At 60.8% G+C, this 16,402-nt stretch carries 16 protein-coding genes; 9 read left to right on the top strand and 7 right to left on the bottom strand.

The window, feature by feature from the left end; genetic code table 11:
• Positions 1-211: 211 nt before the first annotated feature.
• From AC3WKX_RS05105 to AC3WKX_RS05075, 7 genes are all read left to right on the top strand, one after another.
• Positions 212-1,348, top strand: a complete 1,137-nt coding sequence (locus AC3WKX_RS05105; RefSeq protein WP_003217449.1) for a branched-chain amino acid ABC transporter substrate-binding protein — start codon at positions 212-214, stop codon at positions 1,346-1,348.
• Positions 1,349-1,601: 253 nt separating this feature from the next.
• The gene (locus AC3WKX_RS05100; RefSeq protein WP_003217447.1) at positions 1,602-2,516 is read left to right on the top strand and encodes an ABC transporter permease subunit; all 915 of its coding nucleotides are present in this window, start codon (positions 1,602-1,604) and stop codon (positions 2,514-2,516) included.
• A 2-nt stretch (positions 2,517-2,518) separates the two neighbouring features.
• Complete coding sequence (gene livM, locus AC3WKX_RS05095) at positions 2,519-3,796, top strand: high-affinity branched-chain amino acid ABC transporter permease LivM (RefSeq protein WP_003217445.1); 1,278 nt, start codon at positions 2,519-2,521, stop codon at positions 3,794-3,796.
• A complete protein-coding gene (locus AC3WKX_RS05090; protein WP_003217442.1) occupies positions 3,793-4,668 on the top strand; it encodes an ABC transporter ATP-binding protein in 876 nt (291 codons plus the stop codon). Before livM ends, AC3WKX_RS05090 begins: the two co-directional genes overlap by 4 nt.
• Positions 4,665-5,381: an ABC transporter ATP-binding protein gene (locus AC3WKX_RS05085; RefSeq protein WP_003217439.1), complete on the top strand. Its 717-nt coding sequence runs from the start codon at positions 4,665-4,667 to the stop codon at positions 5,379-5,381. The genes AC3WKX_RS05090 and AC3WKX_RS05085 overlap by 4 nt, the downstream gene beginning before the upstream one ends.
• An 823-nt stretch (positions 5,382-6,204) precedes the next feature.
• A complete protein-coding gene (locus AC3WKX_RS05080) occupies positions 6,205-6,972 on the top strand; it encodes an SDR family oxidoreductase (RefSeq protein ID WP_008439080.1) in 768 nt (255 codons plus the stop codon).
• A 224-nt stretch (positions 6,973-7,196) separates the two neighbouring features.
• Positions 7,197-8,102, top strand: a complete 906-nt coding sequence (locus AC3WKX_RS05075) for a cation diffusion facilitator family transporter (protein ID WP_102367988.1) — start codon at positions 7,197-7,199, stop codon at positions 8,100-8,102.
• Here AC3WKX_RS05075 and AC3WKX_RS05070 read toward each other — a convergent pair.
• From AC3WKX_RS05070 to ureE, 5 genes are all read right to left on the bottom strand, one after another.
• Positions 8,074-9,204, bottom strand: coding sequence for an AGE family epimerase/isomerase (locus AC3WKX_RS05070; protein ID WP_102604262.1), 1,131 nt, complete (start codon positions 9,202-9,204; stop codon positions 8,074-8,076). The two genes, AC3WKX_RS05075 and AC3WKX_RS05070, sit on opposite strands and share 29 nt — an antisense overlap.
• A 182-nt stretch (positions 9,205-9,386) precedes the next feature.
• Positions 9,387-9,959, bottom strand: coding sequence for a HupE/UreJ family protein (locus tag AC3WKX_RS05065; protein ID WP_087692463.1), 573 nt, complete (start codon positions 9,957-9,959; stop codon positions 9,387-9,389).
• Positions 9,960-9,983: 24 nt separating this feature from the next.
• Positions 9,984-10,598: an urease accessory protein UreG gene (gene ureG / locus AC3WKX_RS05060; protein WP_003217431.1), complete on the bottom strand. Its 615-nt coding sequence runs from the start codon at positions 10,596-10,598 to the stop codon at positions 9,984-9,986.
• Positions 10,599-10,621: 23 nt separating this feature from the next.
• Positions 10,622-11,296 carry an urease accessory protein UreF gene (locus tag AC3WKX_RS05055; RefSeq protein ID WP_102604261.1) on the bottom strand — a complete coding sequence of 225 codons (675 nt, stop codon included), beginning with the start codon at positions 11,294-11,296 and terminating at the stop codon, positions 10,622-10,624.
• On the bottom strand, positions 11,293-11,793 hold the full coding sequence (gene ureE / locus AC3WKX_RS05050; RefSeq protein ID WP_008439076.1) for an urease accessory protein UreE: 501 nt from the start codon (positions 11,791-11,793) through the stop codon (positions 11,293-11,295). Before ureE ends, AC3WKX_RS05055 begins: the two co-directional genes overlap by 4 nt.
• A 337-nt stretch (positions 11,794-12,130) precedes the next feature.
• Between ureE and AC3WKX_RS05045 the strand changes: the two genes are divergently transcribed.
• Positions 12,131-12,619 carry a C40 family peptidase gene (locus AC3WKX_RS05045; protein ID WP_003217425.1) on the top strand — a complete coding sequence of 163 codons (489 nt, stop codon included), beginning with the start codon at positions 12,131-12,133 and terminating at the stop codon, positions 12,617-12,619.
• 1 nt (position 12,620) lies between these two features.
• Here AC3WKX_RS05045 and AC3WKX_RS05040 read toward each other — a convergent pair whose 3' ends face one another.
• Together AC3WKX_RS05040 and AC3WKX_RS05035 are read right to left on the bottom strand one after the other, a co-directional pair.
• The gene (locus AC3WKX_RS05040) at positions 12,621-13,253 is read right to left on the bottom strand and encodes a TetR family transcriptional regulator (RefSeq protein ID WP_003217423.1); all 633 of its coding nucleotides are present in this window, start codon (positions 13,251-13,253) and stop codon (positions 12,621-12,623) included.
• 151 nt (positions 13,254-13,404) lie between these two features.
• Positions 13,405-13,854, bottom strand: a complete 450-nt coding sequence (locus AC3WKX_RS05035; protein WP_003217421.1) for a hypothetical protein — start codon at positions 13,852-13,854, stop codon at positions 13,405-13,407.
• A gap of 368 nt (positions 13,855-14,222) precedes the next feature.
• Here AC3WKX_RS05035 and AC3WKX_RS05030 point away from each other — a divergent pair, with 368 nt between their 5' ends.
• Complete coding sequence (locus AC3WKX_RS05030; protein ID WP_003217419.1) at positions 14,223-16,292, top strand: AsmA family protein; 2,070 nt, start codon at positions 14,223-14,225, stop codon at positions 16,290-16,292.
• Positions 16,293-16,402 lie beyond the last annotated feature (110 nt).

The following is a 16,402-nucleotide window of genomic DNA, read 5'->3' as shown; positions in this document are numbered from 1 at the left end:
GGTTGCACTTTATAGGTCCAATGGTTGCACCTGGTTGAGATAGACGGTTGCACGTCCAATCAAAAGGCGCCCAAAAACCTGCAATAACAATGACACCGTGTCTTTTTGAATAATAAAAACGTAATGGCACGACGCTTGCTCTGGGCTTTCTCCGAAAGTTTTTGAAGTGAAGCTGCAGTGCCAATTCAACAAAAACCTCGGAGCACCACTCATGTCCCAGACGTTTTACAAGAAAGGTTTTCTAGCCCTCGCCGTTGCTGCGGCGCTGGGTGTTTCTGCGTTTGCTCAAGCTGATGTGAAGATTGGCGTAGCGGGGCCGATGACCGGCGCCAACGCGGCATTTGGTGAGCAGTACATGAAAGGTGCCCAGGCGGCAGCCGATGTCATCAACAAGGCCGGCGGCATCAACGGCGAGCAGATCAAGCTGGTGGCCGGCGATGACGCCTGCGAACCCAAGCAGGCCGTGGCCGTGGCCAACCGCCTGGTTGACCAGGACAAAGTGATTGGCGTGGTCGGGCACTTCTGCTCGTCGAACACTATCCCAGCCTCCGAGGTGTATGCCGATGCGGGCGTGATCATGATCACCCCGGGCTCCACCAACCCGCAGGTTACCGAGCGTGGCCTGTCGGCCGTGTTCCGCATGTGTGGTCGTGACGATCAGCAAGGCATCGTGGCCGGCGACTACATCGTCGACGTGCTCAAGGGCAAGAAAGTTGCCGTTATCAACGACAAGGACACCTACGGCAAAGGCCTGGCCGACGCCACTGCGGCGCAGTTGACCAAGCGCGGTGTGAAGCCGGTGCTGGAAGAAGGCCTGACCCGTGGCGAGAAAGATTTCAGCGCCTTGGTTACCAAGATCCGCTCCACCGGTGCTGACGTCGTGTACTTCGGCGGCCTGCACCCGGAAGCCGGCCCACTGGTTCGGCAGATTCGTGAAGCCGGCCTGAAAGACGTCAAGTTCATGTCCGATGACGGCGTGGTGACCGACGAACTGGTGGCCACCGCCGGTGGTGCACAGTACGTGGATGGCGTGTACATGACCTTCGGCGCCGACCCACGCCTGCTGCCAGACAGCAAGACCGTGGTGGAAGAGTTCCGCAAAAATGGCACCGAGCCTGAAGGCTACACCCTGTACGCCTACGCCTCGATCCAGGCCCTGGCCGCCGGTTTCAATGGCGCCAAGTCCGACAAGGGCGAAGACGCAGCCAAATGGCTGAAATCCCACCCGGTCAAAACCGTCATGGGCGAGAAGAACTGGGACGCCAAGGGCGACCTGAAAATCTCCGACTATGTGGTTTACCAGTGGGACAAGGACGGCAAGTATCACCAGCTGGAAAAGCAGAAGTAATAGTTAGCGCGATGGGTTAGACGCCACTTGACCCTGTGGGAACCGGGCTTTTGTGGGGGCTGGCTTGCCTGCGATAGCGTCACCTCGGGTTGACTGACATTCCGAGGTGTCGCTATCGCGGGCAAGCCCGGCGCCCACACACGCCAGCTCCTACACGGGGACTTGGTTGCCAGCCCCTTTTGTGTCTGTCTTTTCCTCCTAGAAGATCCGCACACCCACAGGTGTGCAGGCTCTCACTGCGTGAGATTGCGTTATGGATGGTATTTTCCTGCAGCAACTGGTCAATGGGCTGACCCTCGGGTCGGTCTATGGCTTGATCGCCATCGGCTACACAATGGTCTATGGCATCATTGGCATGATCAACTTCGCCCATGGCGAGGTTTATATGATTTCCGCTTACCTCGCGGCGATCAGTCTGGCACTGCTGGCTTACTTCGGCATCGAATCCTTCCCGCTGCTCATCCTTGGCACCCTGATCTTCACCGTCGTCGTCACCGGCGTCTACGGCTGGGTCATCGAGCGTGTCGCCTACAAACCGCTGCGCAACTCCACCCGACTGGCACCGCTGATCAGCGCCATCGGTATTTCGCTGATCCTGCAGAACTACGCGCAGATCGCCCAGGGCGCCAAGCAACAAGGCATCCCGACGCTGCTGGCCGGCGCCTGGAGAGTCGATATCGGCACCGGCTTCGTGCAATTGACCTACACCAAGGTGTTCATCCTGGTGGCCGCGTTCGTCGGCATGGGCCTGCTGACCTACATCATCAAGTACACCAAGCTCGGCCGCATGTGCCGCGCTACCCAGCAAGACCGCAAGATGGCGTCGATCCTCGGTATCAACACCGACCGGGTCATCTCCTACGTATTCGTGATTGGTGCCGCCATGGCCGCGCTGGCCGGTGTGCTGATCACCCTGAACTACGGCACGTTCGACTTCTATGCCGGCTTCATCATCGGCATCAAGGCATTTACCGCAGCGGTACTCGGCGGCATCGGCTCCCTGCCTGGGGCCATGCTGGGCGGGATCATCCTGGGTATTTCCGAGTCGCTGTTCTCGGGGTTGATCAACTCTGACTACAAAGACGTGTTCAGTTTCTCCCTGCTGGTGGTGATCCTGATTTTCCGTCCCCAGGGCCTGCTCGGTCGCCCACTCGTGGCGAAGGTATAACTATGTCTGCTGCCTACTCTATCGATATCAAGAAAAGTGTCGTCGATGCGGTACTCGCCGGGCTGATTTCGCTGATCGTGTTCGGTCCGATCGTCGGCGTGGTCCTCGACGGCTACAGCTTCAACCTGCAACCGGCGCGTGTCGGCATCCTGGTGGCCATCGTGATGGTCGGCCGGTTCGCCATGAGCCTGTTCCTGCAAACCCCAAGGGGCCTGCGGATTCTGCAAGGGTTTGAAAGCACCGGCTCCGGTGTGCATGTACTCAAGCCGGACTACAAGTCGCGCCTGCGCTGGATCATCCCGGCGTTGATCGTGATTGCTATCGTGTTCCCGTTCTTTGCCAACAAATACCTGCTGACCGTGGTGATCCTCGGGTTGATCTACGTGTTGCTGGGCCTTGGCCTGAACATCGTGGTCGGCCTGGCCGGGCTGCTCGACCTGGGTTACGTGGCGTTCTACGCCATCGGCGCCTATGGCCTGGCGCTGGGTTACCAGTACCTCGGCCTGGGCTTCTGGTCGGTGCTGCCGCTGGCGGCGATTTGTGCGGCGCTGGCGGGGTGCATACTCGGGTTTCCGGTGCTGCGAATGCACGGCGATTACCTGGCGATCGTGACCCTGGGCTTCGGTGAAATCATCCGCCTGGTGCTGAATAACTGGCTGTCGTTTACCGGTGGCCCGAACGGCATGCCGGTGCCGTCGCCAACGTTTTTCGGCCTGGAGTTCGTGCGCAAGGCGAAGGATGGCGGGGTGCCGTTCCACGAGTTCTTCGGCATCGACTACAACCCCAACATCAAATTCCTGTTCATCTACATCGTGCTGTTCCTGGTAGTGCTGCTGGTGCTGTACATCAAGCACCGCCTGACCCGCATGCCGGTGGGCCGCGCGTGGGAAGCCTTGCGCGAAGACGAAATCGCCTGCCGTTCCATGGGCCTCAACCACGTGCTGGTGAAGCTCTCGGCGTTCACCATCGGCGCGTCCACTGCCGGTCTGGCCGGGGTGTTTTTCGCCAGCTACCAGGGCTTCGTCAACCCGTCGTCGTTCACCTTCTTCGAGTCGGCGCTGATCCTCGCCATCGTGGTATTGGGCGGCATGGGCTCGACCGTCGGCGTGGTGATTGCCGCGTTCGTGCTGACGGTGGCGCCGGAGCTGCTGCGCAGCTTCTCCGAGTACCGCGTGCTGCTCTTCGGCGTGTTGATGGTGGTGATGATGATCTGGCGACCACGAGGCCTGATTCGTATCAGCCGTACCGGTGTTGTCCCGCGTAAAGGAGTGGCGCCATGAGCAAGGAAGTCGTTCTTTCCGTGGAACACCTGATGATGCACTTTGGTGGCATCAAGGCCTTGAGCGACGTAAGTCTCAAGGTCAAGCGCAACTCGATCTTCGCCCTGATCGGTCCCAACGGTGCCGGCAAGACCACCGTGTTCAACTGCCTGACCGGTTTCTACAAAGCCTCCGGCGGCAAGATCGAACTCAATGTGCGCGGCAAGCAGACCAACGTGATCCAACTGCTGGGCGAGCGCTTCAAGGCCACCGACTTTGTCTCGCCGAAAAGCTTCGTCAGCCGGGTGTTCTACAAGATGTTCGGCGGCACTCACCTGGTGAACCGGGCGGGTTTGGCGCGCACCTTCCAGAACATTCGCCTGTTCAAGGAAATGTCGGTGGTGGAGAACCTGCTGGTGGCCCAGCACATGTGGGTCAACCGCAACATGCTCGCGGGCATCCTCAATACCAAGGGCTACCGCAAGGCTGAAAGCGATGCCCTCGACCATGCGTTCTACTGGCTGGAAGTGGTGGACCTGGTGGACTGCGCCAACCGCCTGGCCGGCGAGCTGTCCTACGGCCAGCAACGCCGCCTGGAAATCGCTCGTGCCATGTGCACCCGGCCGCAGATCATCTGCCTCGACGAACCGGCTGCCGGCCTCAACCCCCAGGAAACCGAAGCCCTCAGCGCGATGATTCGCCTGCTGCGGGACGAGCACGACCTGACGGTGGTGCTGATCGAACACGACATGGGCATGGTGATGAGTATTTCCGACCACATCGTGGTGCTGGACCACGGCAACGTGATTGCCGAGGGCGGGCCGGAAGCGATCCGCAATGATCCGAAGGTGATCGCGGCTTATCTGGGCGCTGACGAAGAGGAGCTGGTATGAGTGAGCCAATCCTCGAACTGAAAGACCTGGACGTGTTCTACGGCCCGATCCAGGCCCTGAAGAAAGTTTCGCTGCACATCAACGAAGGCGAAACCGTGAGCCTGATCGGCTCCAACGGCGCGGGTAAATCCACGCTGCTGATGTCGATCTTTGGCCAGCCACGGGCCGAGTCCGGGCAGATCATCTACCGCGGCGTCGACATTACCCACAAATCGTCCCACTACATCGCCTCCAATGGCATTGCGCAGTCGCCGGAAGGGCGGCGGGTGTTCCCCGACATGACCGTCGAGGAAAACCTGCTGATGGGCACCATCCCGATTGGCGACAAGTTCGCCACCGAGGACATGCAGCGCATGTTCGAGCTGTTCCCGCGTCTCAAGGAGCGGCGCAACCAGCGGGCGATGACCATGTCCGGTGGTGAACAGCAGATGCTTGCCATCGCCCGCGCACTGATGAGCCGGCCCAAGCTGTTGCTGCTGGACGAGCCGAGCCTGGGGCTGGCGCCGATCGTGGTGAAGCAGATCTTTTCCACGCTGCGGGAGCTGGCGTCTACCGGCATGACCATCTTCCTGGTGGAGCAGAACGCCAACCATGCGTTGCGCTTGTCGGACCGGGCGTACGTGATGGTCAACGGCGAGATTCGCCTTACCGGCACCGGCAAGGAGCTGCTGGTGAATGAGGAGGTGCGTAACGCCTACCTCGGCGGGCATTAAGTCGTTCGCAGGTCCAATGTGGGAGCGGGCTTGTGTGGGAGCGGGCTTGCTCGCGAAGACGGTGGGTCAGTCACATGTGCATTGACTGATACGCCGCTTTCGCGAGCAAGCCCGCTCCCACACAAGCCCGCTCCCACATTTTTTTGCGTCGCCTGCAGGCTTTCCTGAAATTGTGGACAACAAATCCAGGCACCTGCCAAAGCGCGACATATAGCCGCCGCAAATCCCTGTTTTGTCACAGTTTTGACTTGTCCCCAAGCACTGTGGAACCGGCTGTGGGTAACGTGGGAGTAGCTGGCTGGAGGCCTTTGTTTTCGCGGCTTGCAGCGTGGTGGTTGTTTATTGATCAGTGAGTTTTTCGTGACCACCCGAGGGTTTTGTCAACCTGTTTAAAGACACAGGTATATGACCGGAATATGTCACTACGGCCTGTGGATAAGTCTGTGACTAAACTCTGGAAAGAGTGCCGCAGAGGCCGGAATGACTGGCCTGGAGCCATCGTCCTAGTTGCACCGTTTTGAACCGGGCTACATACGGGCTGCGCAAGGTCAAGCAAAAAACTTTTTGAATCGCGCTGAAAGCCTTGTGTAGCGCGGCTTTCAGCTTTTGTACTTGCCCCCAAAGACTGTGGACGGGGCTGTGGATAAGGTGCGCGCACATGGCTGCACGCCACGGCCTGTATGGCTTTCAGGCGATTGGTTGAATTTCGTACAGCATGAGCGGCATTCACCTGTGTCCACAGCGTGTAACAGTTGCCGCCAGCCCGGCAGCCGGGCATTCTGCTGGCTGATTTTTTACCTCGTAGCCCCGCAAGGAGAACACCATGTCCGATACGCTGTTTATTACTGGCGCGACCTCCGGTTTTGGCGAAGCCTGTGCCCGCCGTTTTGCCGAAGCCGGCTGGAAACTGGTGCTCACCGGCCGCCGCGCAGAGCGCTTGAACGCCCTGTGCGCCGAGCTTTCCAAGCAGACCGAAGTGCTCGGCCTGGTGGTGGACGTGCGTGACCGCAAGGCCATGGAAGAGGCGATCGCCAACCTGCCGCCGTCCTTTGCCACGCTGCGCGGGCTGATCAACAACGCCGGCCTGGCGGTGGGCACCGACCCTGCGCCGAAGTGCAGCCTTGACGATTGGGAAACCATGGTCGACACCAACATCAAGGGCCTGCTGACCACCACCAGCCTGCTGTTGCCGCGCTTGATCGCCCACGGCCGTGGCGCCGGCATCATCAACCTCGGTTCCATTGCCGGCAGCTACCCGTACCCGGGCAGCCACGTGTATGGCGGCACCAAGGCCTTCGTCAAACAGTTCTCGCTGAACCTGCGTTGCGACCTGCAGGGCACCGGCGTGCGCGTGACCAACATCGAGCCGGGCCTGTGTGAGAGTGAGTTCTCGCTGGTGCGCTTTGCCGGTGACCAGGCGCGTTATGACGCGACTTATGCCGGTGCCGAGCCGATCCAGCCGCAGGACATTGCGGATACGATCTTCTGGGTGCTTAACACCCCGGCACACGTGAACATCAACCGCCTGGAGCTGATGCCAGTGAGCCAGACCTGGGCCGGGTTTGCGATTGAGCGTGGCGCCAAGGCCTAAGTTCGTCGAGCTGTTGTGGCGAGGGAGCTTGCTCCCGCTGGGCTGCGAAGCGGCCCTGGCTTTTTTGGGGCGGCTTCGCCGCCCAGCGGGAGCAAGCTCCCTCGCCACAGGGTTTTTGTCAACCTGGAAAATGCGGCAAATCGGCCAAAACAGGACATAAGGTACACTCCACCCCTGAAAACCCCGCCGCGCTGTGCGGTTCAAAGGTTTTGACAGGAGGATATGTGAGTAACCGAGGTGAGCAGTCGCTGCTCAAACAATCGACCATCCTGATGTTTGCCGTGGCGATCGCCGGGATTGTCACAGGGGTGGTGTCGGGCGCCCAATCGATTTTATTCGACGGCTTTTTCTCGCTGATCGCCACCGCCATCAAGGTGCTGATGCTGATCACGGCCAAGCTGATCGCCAAGAAAAGCAACGAACGTTTCCAGTTCGGCTACTGGCACCTGGAGCCCATGGTGCTGCTGATCGAGGGCAGTTTCCTGCTGTTGATCGCCATCTACGCGTTTCTCAACGGCGTGTTCGGCATTATCAATGGCGGGCGCGATATCGAGTTGGGTCTGGTGATCATCTATGCGGCGGTGTTTACCGTCGTCGAGTTCGCCTATTTCTTCTACGTGCGTTACCGCAATCGCACGCTCAAGTCGTCGCTGATCCAGTTCGACAACATCAGCTGGCTGGTGGACGCGATGCTGTCGGTGGGGCTGCTGGTGAGCTTCCTGGCGGCGCTGTTGCTCAAGTCCCAGGGCTATGGGCAGTGGGCGGTGTATGTGGACCCGTTGATCCTGATCCTGCTGGCGTTGAGCATGCTGGCGCCGGCCTTCAAGATCCTGCGCCCGGCGCTACGCGACGTGTTGGGGATTGTGCCGGACCAACTGGACGGCAAAGTGCGCGAAGTGATGGAGGCGGCCCAGGCCAGGCATGGTTTCGATGATTACGTGTCCTACGTGCAGAAGCACGGGCGGGCGCGGTTTATCGAGATTCATGTGGTGCTGCCGGCGGATTACCCGGTGGATAACGTCGCCACCCTGGACGGGCTGCGCGAAGAAATATCCACAGGGTTGGGCAAGCCCGACGCGGCCCGCTGGCTGACGATCAGTTTTACCGGGGACCGCAAATGGATTGCGTAAGGCCCAGGTAGCACGTCGCCAAGTGGTAAGGCGTGGTCGACGGCATGTCCCGCCGGCTCACGCGCCCCTTGGCATCCAGGCACTCATTCCAGCCTTTGTCGTGCAGGAAGCGTTGTTGCAGCGCCAGCAATTGGCGTTGCAGCACGGCTTCACTGTCGGGCCGCAAGGTCAGCGCCCGCAGGTATTCGGCCTGGGCCCAGATGCGCTGAGTGCCGTCGCGCACGCTGCCGTCCAGGGCGAGCATGCCGCTGACCGCACCGGTCAGGTTATCCACACCCTTTTGCTCGGCATAGGTGAACGCTTTGTTCAGCGATGTGTGCAGCGGTGTGCCGCGCAACAGGTCCGAAGATTCCAGCAGGAAGAACCATTCGAACTGATGCCCCGGTTCAAACCAGTTATCCACAGCGCCCAGCGGTTTTTCCATCATCACCCCGTGTTGGCGGTCGATGAAGCGCTTCTGCATGGCGTTGGCCAGGTCCAGCAACGCGTCTTGGGTGACGGCGTCCTCCCGCACGGCCAGCGTGGCGAGGAAACCTTCGGCAAGGTGCATCAGCGGGTTTTGCAGAGGGCCAGACTTGAGGGATGACCAGTTACGTTCCAGCACCGCTTCGTACAGGCCGTCGCCGGTGGCGAAGCGTTCGGCGACCACTTCCAGGGCGGCGTCGAGTACCGATTCCACCAGCGATTCACGCACCTTGGCCCAATAGTGGGCGCAGGCGAAGATGATGAAGGCGTGGGTGTAGAGGTCTTTGCGTTTATCCAGCGGCTTGCCGTGGGCGTCGATGCTGTAGAACCAGCCGCCGTGCTCGGCGTCGTGGAAGTGCCGTTGCAGGGAACGGAACAACGCGGCGGCGCGCTCCTCGGCAAAGGCTGCGCCGGGTTCACCGATCAGGCTGGCAAACAGGTACAACTGCCGTGCGCAGGCCATGGCGCGATAGCGTTGCGGGGGCAAAGGCCGATGATCGGCGTCCAGGGCCTCATAGGGCAGCGCCAGGTCGGCATTCCAGCCCGGGCCTTGCCAGAGCGGCACGATCAGGTCGTGGAAGTGCGTCAACACGGCGGTCAATTGAGGCTTGAGGGCGGAGCTTGGAGCGATGGGCATCGGCTGGCGTCGTCACGGCAGGGGTGTTTGCGCGACATGGTATCAGGCTTGGGATCGGTGTTGTCTTTACTGCCGCCTTCGCGAGCAAGCCCGCTCCCACATTCGATCGAGTTCCATTGTTGGAATGCAGTCGACTGTGGGAGCGGGCTTGCTCGCGAAGAGGCCCTCAGGAGCACCGAAAATCAGGCAGCGAGCAACCAAACCCCAGTCGCCGCCGAAGCCGCACCCGCCACCCGCACCAACGGCGCAGCCGCCGCCGGCAGGAAACGCACCACGGCATAACCGGCAGCATGCAAAACCGCCGTCGCACCCACAAACCCTATGGCATACGCCCAAGGGCTGGACATGTCCGGCAGCTCCAAACCATGGGCCACGCCATGGAACAGTGCAAACAGCGCCGTCGCCGCCACCGCCACGAACAACGGCGGCCGCACCGCCAGCGCTACCGCCAGGCCCAGCGCCAGCACCGACGCGGCAATCCCGCTTTCCAGCGCCGGCAGTTCCAGCCCTTCAAAGCCCAGCATCCCGCCGATCAGCATGGTGCCGACAAACGTGCACGGCAGCGCCCAGCGCGCCGAGCCTTTTTGTTGAGCGGCCCACAGGCCCACGGCGACCATTGCCAACAAGTGGTCGATGCCGCCCAGCGGGTGGCTGATACCGGCCACCAGGCCGTTGTCGCCATGGCCGGGGTGGGCGAAGGCGAGGGCGGGAGTGAGCAGCAAGGCTGCGGCAGCGAGAAGTGTATTGAGGCGCATGGACAGGCTCCTTGTGGGGGTTGATCAGGCTGCGGTCAGCAAGCCCTGGCGTTCGATGAAGGCGACGATTTCTTCCAGGCCGACGCCGGTTTTCTGATTGCTGAAGACGAAAGGTTTACCGCCGCGCATGCGCTGGGTATCGCTGTTCATCAGCTCCAGGGATGCGCCTACCAGCGGCGCCAGATCGATCTTGTTGATCACCAGCAGGTCGGATTTGCAGATTCCCGGCCCGCCTTTGCGCGGCAGCTTGTCGCCGGCCGACACATCGATCACGTAGATGGTCAGGTCCGACAGTTCCGGGCTGAAGGTGGCCGACAGGTTGTCGCCGCCGGATTCCACCAGGATCAGGTCCAGGCCGGGAAAGCGACGGTTGAGTTGGTCTACTGCTTCGAGGTTGATGGAGGCGTCTTCGCGAATCGCGGTGTGGGGGCAGCCGCCGGTTTCCACACCGATGATGCGCTCGGGCGCCAGGGCCTGGTTGCGCACCAGGAAGTCGGCGTCTTCGCGGGTGTAGATATCGTTGGTGACCACCGCCAGGTTGTAGCGATCACGCAGGGCCAGGCACAGGGCCAGGGTCAGGGCGGTCTTGCCGGAGCCGACCGGGCCGCCGATGCCGACGCGCAGGGGTTGGGTGTTCATGTGATTCTCCAAGATAAAGTGCCCTAGGAACGGAACAGGCGGCTGTACTGGCGCTCATGGGCCATGCACGCCAGGGACAGGCCAAACGCGGCGCTGCCGTAGTGATTGGGGTCAAGCTGGCTGGCGTCCTGCTGGGCTTGTTGCAGCAGCGGCAGCAGTTCGCTGGTCAGGCGCTGGGCGGCTTGTTGGCCCAGAGGCAGCGTCTTCATCAGCACCGCCAATTGGTTTTCCAGCCAACTCCACAGCCAGGCGGCCAGGGCGTCATCCGGGCTGATCTGCCAGGCGCGGGCGGCCAGGGCCCAGCCCAGCGCCAGGTGCGGTTCGGAACGCTGTGCCAGGAACTCTCGGGCGGCGTCATCCAGCTCCGGTAAACCGTTCAATAGCTGGTGCAGGGAATAGCCCATCTGCCGGCTTTCCTGATAAAGCTCGCGGGTTTCACGGCTGGCGCGGTGTTCCTCACACAACTGCGCGAGGCGCGACCAGTCCTGTTCGGCGGCGGCCTGGCAGTGGGCGAGCAGCAGCGGCGCTTCGAAGCGCGCCAGGTTGAGCAACAGTTGATCGCTGATCCAGCGCCCGGCACTTGCCGGGTCGGTCACGCGGGCTTGCTCCACGGCCATTTCCAGGCCCTGGGAATAGCTGTAGCCACCAATCGGCAGCTGCGGACTGGCCAGACGCAACAGCGCCCAGGCTGGGTTCATAGGCGTACGCCGAACTGGTGCAGCTTGGGCGGGTAGTTGAAGTCTTCGTCGCCATGGCGGGAGTGGTGGTGGCCGCCGCCATAGGCGCCGTGTTCCGGCTGGAAGGGGGCCTCGATGGTCTCGGTCGTCGCGCCCAACTGATCGAGCATGGCCTTGAGCACGTAGTCATCGAGCAGGCGCAGCCAACCGTCACCCACTTGCAGCGCCACGTGGCGGTTGCCCAGGTGATAGGCGGCGCGGGTCAGTTCAAAGGCATTGCCGCAGGTGACGTGCAGCAGTTGTTCAGGCCGGGCGCACACGCGTACGACACGTCCGTCTTCAGCCTGTAGGAATTCGCCATCGTGCAGCGGCGGTTGGCCGCGCTCCAGAAACAGGCCGACGTCTTCTCCGTCGGCACTGAAACAGCGCAGGCGGCTTTTGCTGCGGGCTTCGAAATTCAGCAGCAACTCTGCGGCCCAGACGGGTTGGGGGGCGATTCGGCGGTGGATCACCAGCATCAGAAAGCTTCCAGCTATGAGCGATAAGCAAGCTAGAGCAAGGGTCTTGCCAACCACGCGGGGAGTAGGAATTCCCTGTAGGCAGGCGACTTGTGCCACCTGATGGCGCAGGAAATTATTCCAAAATGTTTCATTTTGGTGCGTGGTTGGATTTATAGCACCGGATCCGGGCGCTCGGCGTTGAATTCCATTGCTTGGTGCATGAAATTTCTTTCATCTTTTATGAGTTTTGATTGCTTGGGACTTTTCCTACGCACTTGCAGGATTTGCCGTGCGTTGCGTTACGCGCTGTTTCATTAGGATTCCGCTCCGTATTTAATCTTCAGCGGTTTCCACCATGTACAAGTCATTTTTCTGTTTACTCATTGTCAGTTTGTCGCTCGCCATTTCATCTGCTTCGGCCAATCTTCAGCGTGCCCCGGCATTCGCGCCGCCACCTACTATCGACAACGTGATCGACCGCGCCCACGAGCTGTTGGGCACGCCCTATAAATTGGGCGGCGCTTCGGTGAAGCAGGGCTTCGATTGCAGCAGCTTCCTGGTGTACCTGTTCAAGACCGAAGCCAACATTCATCTGCCTCGCACCACCTCGGCGATGCACCGCTCAACCGCGGCCACGGTCAAGCGCAATGCGTTGCAACCGGGTGATGCGGTGTTTTTCAGGGGCAATGGGCGCGGCCAGGTCAGCCACGTTGGTCTCTATATAGGAGAGGGCAAGTTCATCCACTCGCCACGCACGGGCAAAAGCGTGCGCATCGACTCACTGGCCAACAGCTATTGGAACCGGAACTACACCACCGCCAAGCGTTTTCACACCGTGCGCTGAGTTATTCGGTGCTGCCCAGGCCTTGCCAATGCTTGAGACCGATAAAGATGAAACGCAGCTGCTGGGTGATCTTGGCTTGTGGCGTGAGGTGCGCAGGCAGCGCTTCGGCGGGCGGGTCGATAATGTCGGGCAGGGTGGCGAACACGCTCTTGACGATCAGGTCGGCCATCACGTGCAGGCCGTCGGCATCCAGGTGCTGGAGCTTGGGCATCAGGGTCAGGTCGGCGGCGAGGTCGCTGGCGATGTCCTCACGCAGGGCACCAATGGCTTGGCGAACGGCGAGGCTGCCACCGTATTGCTCGCGGGCCAGGAACAGGAATTGCGAACGGTTGGCGGCGACCACATCAAGGAAAATCCGCACGGAGGCATCAATGATGCCGCCCATCACGAATTCGTTGTGGCGCACCAAGCGAATCGTCGCGCGAAAGGTCTGGCCGACTTCACTGACCAATACCAGGCCCAACTGATCCATATCGGCAAAGTGACGGTAGAAACCGGTGGGCACGATGCCGGCGGTCTTGGCCACTTCACGCAGGCTGAGGCTGCCGAACCCACGGCCACACTCCATCAGATGGCGGGCTGCGTCCATCAGGGCGAGTCGGGTCTGTTGCTTCTGTTCGGCGCGGGGCAGCATTGGCAGGCGGGCTTTGTGGACAAGGACAGCGACGCACTCTAGCAAATCAGCTTTGCCAGCGTCGAACTTCAAAAGGGAGAAGGGCGTTGCGGTTCACACAAAGTCAAAGCCCGATCGGCTGATCGGGCTTTTTTCCAGGGCCAGCACGGGCTTAGCTCTGTGCTTGATGCAGTTCTGCCAGACGGTCAGCACCGCCTTCCACTACGCCGTCAGCATAAGCGCGTTTGTTGGCGCGGCTCGAACCATCTTCAACCAGGCCTTTCTGTTCCAGGCGATCACGACCACCTTCGGCAACAGCGTTGCGTTCCATCAGGCGATCAGCGCCACCTTCAACCAGGCCTTTCTGTTCCAGACGATCACGGCCACCTTCAGCAACGCCTTCGGTGTAAGCACGTTTGTTGGCTTGTTCCGAACCGTTTTCAGTGATGCTGCCGTTGTAGTCGGTGTTGTTCTTGTCCGAAGCGCCGCTGCGAGCCAGGGTTTGGCTGAAGTGGGAAGCGTCGGCTTTCACTTGTGGGGTTGCCTGTTCAGCAGCTGGCAGGGCAAATGCGCTGGTGGCCAGGAGGGAAAGTGCAAAGCTTGCGAGTATTTGGCGTTTCATGATGGGTTGCTCCTTGGGAGGGCGATAAATTGGGTACAGGGCTAATGCTACTCTTGATAAGTCGATATAAAAGTTCATAAACACAATGGTAATAATCAACAGAATTGATTGTTCCCTGCGAAGGCTCTATCTCGCAGGTCTCAAGCCCGCGCTTTTGCACCGAGGTGGGTATTTTCGACACGAACGTGGGTAACAACGGTGCGTCGTTGATGATTGAAACTGTCTGGTTGGTCAGGAAAGGCGGTTTTTATGAGGATTTCATCAATGGGGTTAAACCCCCGCGCCGTTTGTCAGTCGTAGCCATATAAGCTGTAGTCAAAACGCGCGCCGCAAAGCGCCCGCTCAGTCGTAACCTGGAGTCCTGTGCAATGACGCGCACTCGTAAAATTCTCGCCTGGAGCTGCGCCAGCTTCGTTTTGTTAATCGCCATTGTGGTGTTGGTCCTGGTGTTCTTTGACTGGAACCGGATCAAGCCGCCCCTCAACGCCAAGGTCTCCGAAGAGCTGCATCGACCGTTTGCCATCAATGGCAACCTGGCAGTGGTGTGGCAGCGCGAGCCCGATGAGGGTGGCTGGCGCGCCTGGATTCCGTGGCCCCATGTGATTGCCGAAGACCTGACCCTGGGCAATCCCGACTGGTCGAAAGCCCCGCAGATGGTCACCCTCAAGCGCGTGGAGTTGCGTATCTCGCCCCTGGCGTTGCTGGCCCAGCGCGTGGTGATCCCGCGTATCGACCTCACCGAACCGAGTGCGCAGTTGCAGCGCCTGGCCGATGGCCGCGCCAACTGGACCTTCAAGTTCGACCCCAAGGACCCGAATGCCGAACCGTCCAACTGGGTGGTGGACATCGGCGCCATCGGCTTCGACAAAGGCCATGTGACCCTCGACGACCAGACTCTCAAGACCCAGCTCGACGTCGTGATCGACCTGCTCGGCAAGCCGATCCCCTTCGGCGAGATCGTCGGCGATGCCGACGCCAGGAAAGCCCTGGAAAAAGGCTCGGCGCCGCAGGATTACGCGTTCGGCCTCAAGGTCAAGGGCCAATACCACGGCCAGAAGCTCGATGGCACCGGCAAGATCGGTGGCCTGCTGGCCTTGCAGGACGCGGCCAAGCCGTTCCCGCTGCAAGCCCAGGCCAGGATCGGCGACACCAGCATCGCGCTGGCCGGCACCCTGACCGACCCGATGAACCTCGGCGCCCTTGACCTGCGCCTCAAACTCTCCGGCAGCAGCCTGGGCAACCTGTACCCGCTGACCGGCGTGACCTTGCCGGATTCGCCGGCCTATTCCACCGACGGCCACCTGATCGCCAAGCTGCATGAGGCCAGTGGCGCGTCGTTCCAGTATGAAAACTTCAACGGCAAGATCGGCAACAGCGACATCCACGGCAACCTCGGCTACGTCGCCAGCCAGCCGCGGCCCAAGCTCACCGGGGCGCTGGTCTCCAACCAGCTGTTGATGACCGACCTGGCGCCGCTGATCGGTGCCGACTCCAACGCCAAGCAAAAAGCCCGTGGCGGCGAAAGCAAGCAGCCGGCGACCAAGGTGCTGCCGGTGGAAGAGTTCCGCACCGAGCGCTGGCGCGACATGGATGCCGACGTTGAATTCACCGGCAAACGCATCGTCCACAGTGCCGAATTGCCGTTCACCGATCTCTACACTCACTTGGTGCTGAACGACGGGCAGTTGAGCCTGGAGCCCCTGCGTTTCGGTGTGGCCGGTGGCAAGCTCGACGCGCAGATTCGTCTCAACGGGCGCACCACGCCGATGGAAGGCCAGGCCAGACTCACCGCGCGCAACTTCAAGCTCAAGCAGCTGTTCCCGACCTTCGAGCCGATGAAAACCAGCTTCGGTGAGCTCAACGGCGACGCGGACATTTCCGGGCGCGGCAACTCCGTCGCGGCATTGCTTGGCACGTCGAATGGCGATCTGAAGATGTTGATCAACGACGGCGCCATCAGCCGCGGACTGATGGAAATCGCCGGGCTCAACGTTGGCAACTACGTGGTCGGCCGCCTGTTTGGCGACAAGGAAGTGAAGATCAACTGTGCGGCCGCAGACTTCGGCATCAAGTCGGGCCTGGCGACGACTCGCCTGTTTGTGTTCGATACCGAGAACGCGATCATCTACATCGATGGCACCGCGAACATGGCCAGCGAGCAGCTTGACCTGACCATTACTCCGGAGTCCAAAGGCTTCCGCCTGTTTTCCCTGCGCTCGCCGTTGTACGTCAACGGGCCGTTTATCAAACCGAATGCTGGCGTGAAGGCGGTGCCGCTGATGCTGCGTGGTGCGGGCATGGTTGCCTTGGGTGTGATTGCCGGCCCGGCGGCGGGTTTGCTGGCGCTGGTGGCACCGAGCGGCGATGAGCCGAACCAGTGTGCGCCGCTGCTGCAACAGATGAAGGAAGGCAAGGCACCTAAAACAGTGAAAGGCTAGCTGACAAAACCGTGAACCAAATGTGGGAGCGGGCTTGCTCGCGAAGGCGGTGGATCAGTCAAGAATGTTCCGACTGACCCACCGCCTTCGCGAGCAAGCCCGCTCCCACA

The organism is Pseudomonas sp. GP01-A4, from assembly GCF_058780865.1.
Note: the sequence above shows the minus strand (reverse complement) of the source record. Positions and strands in the feature narration are given on the sequence as shown.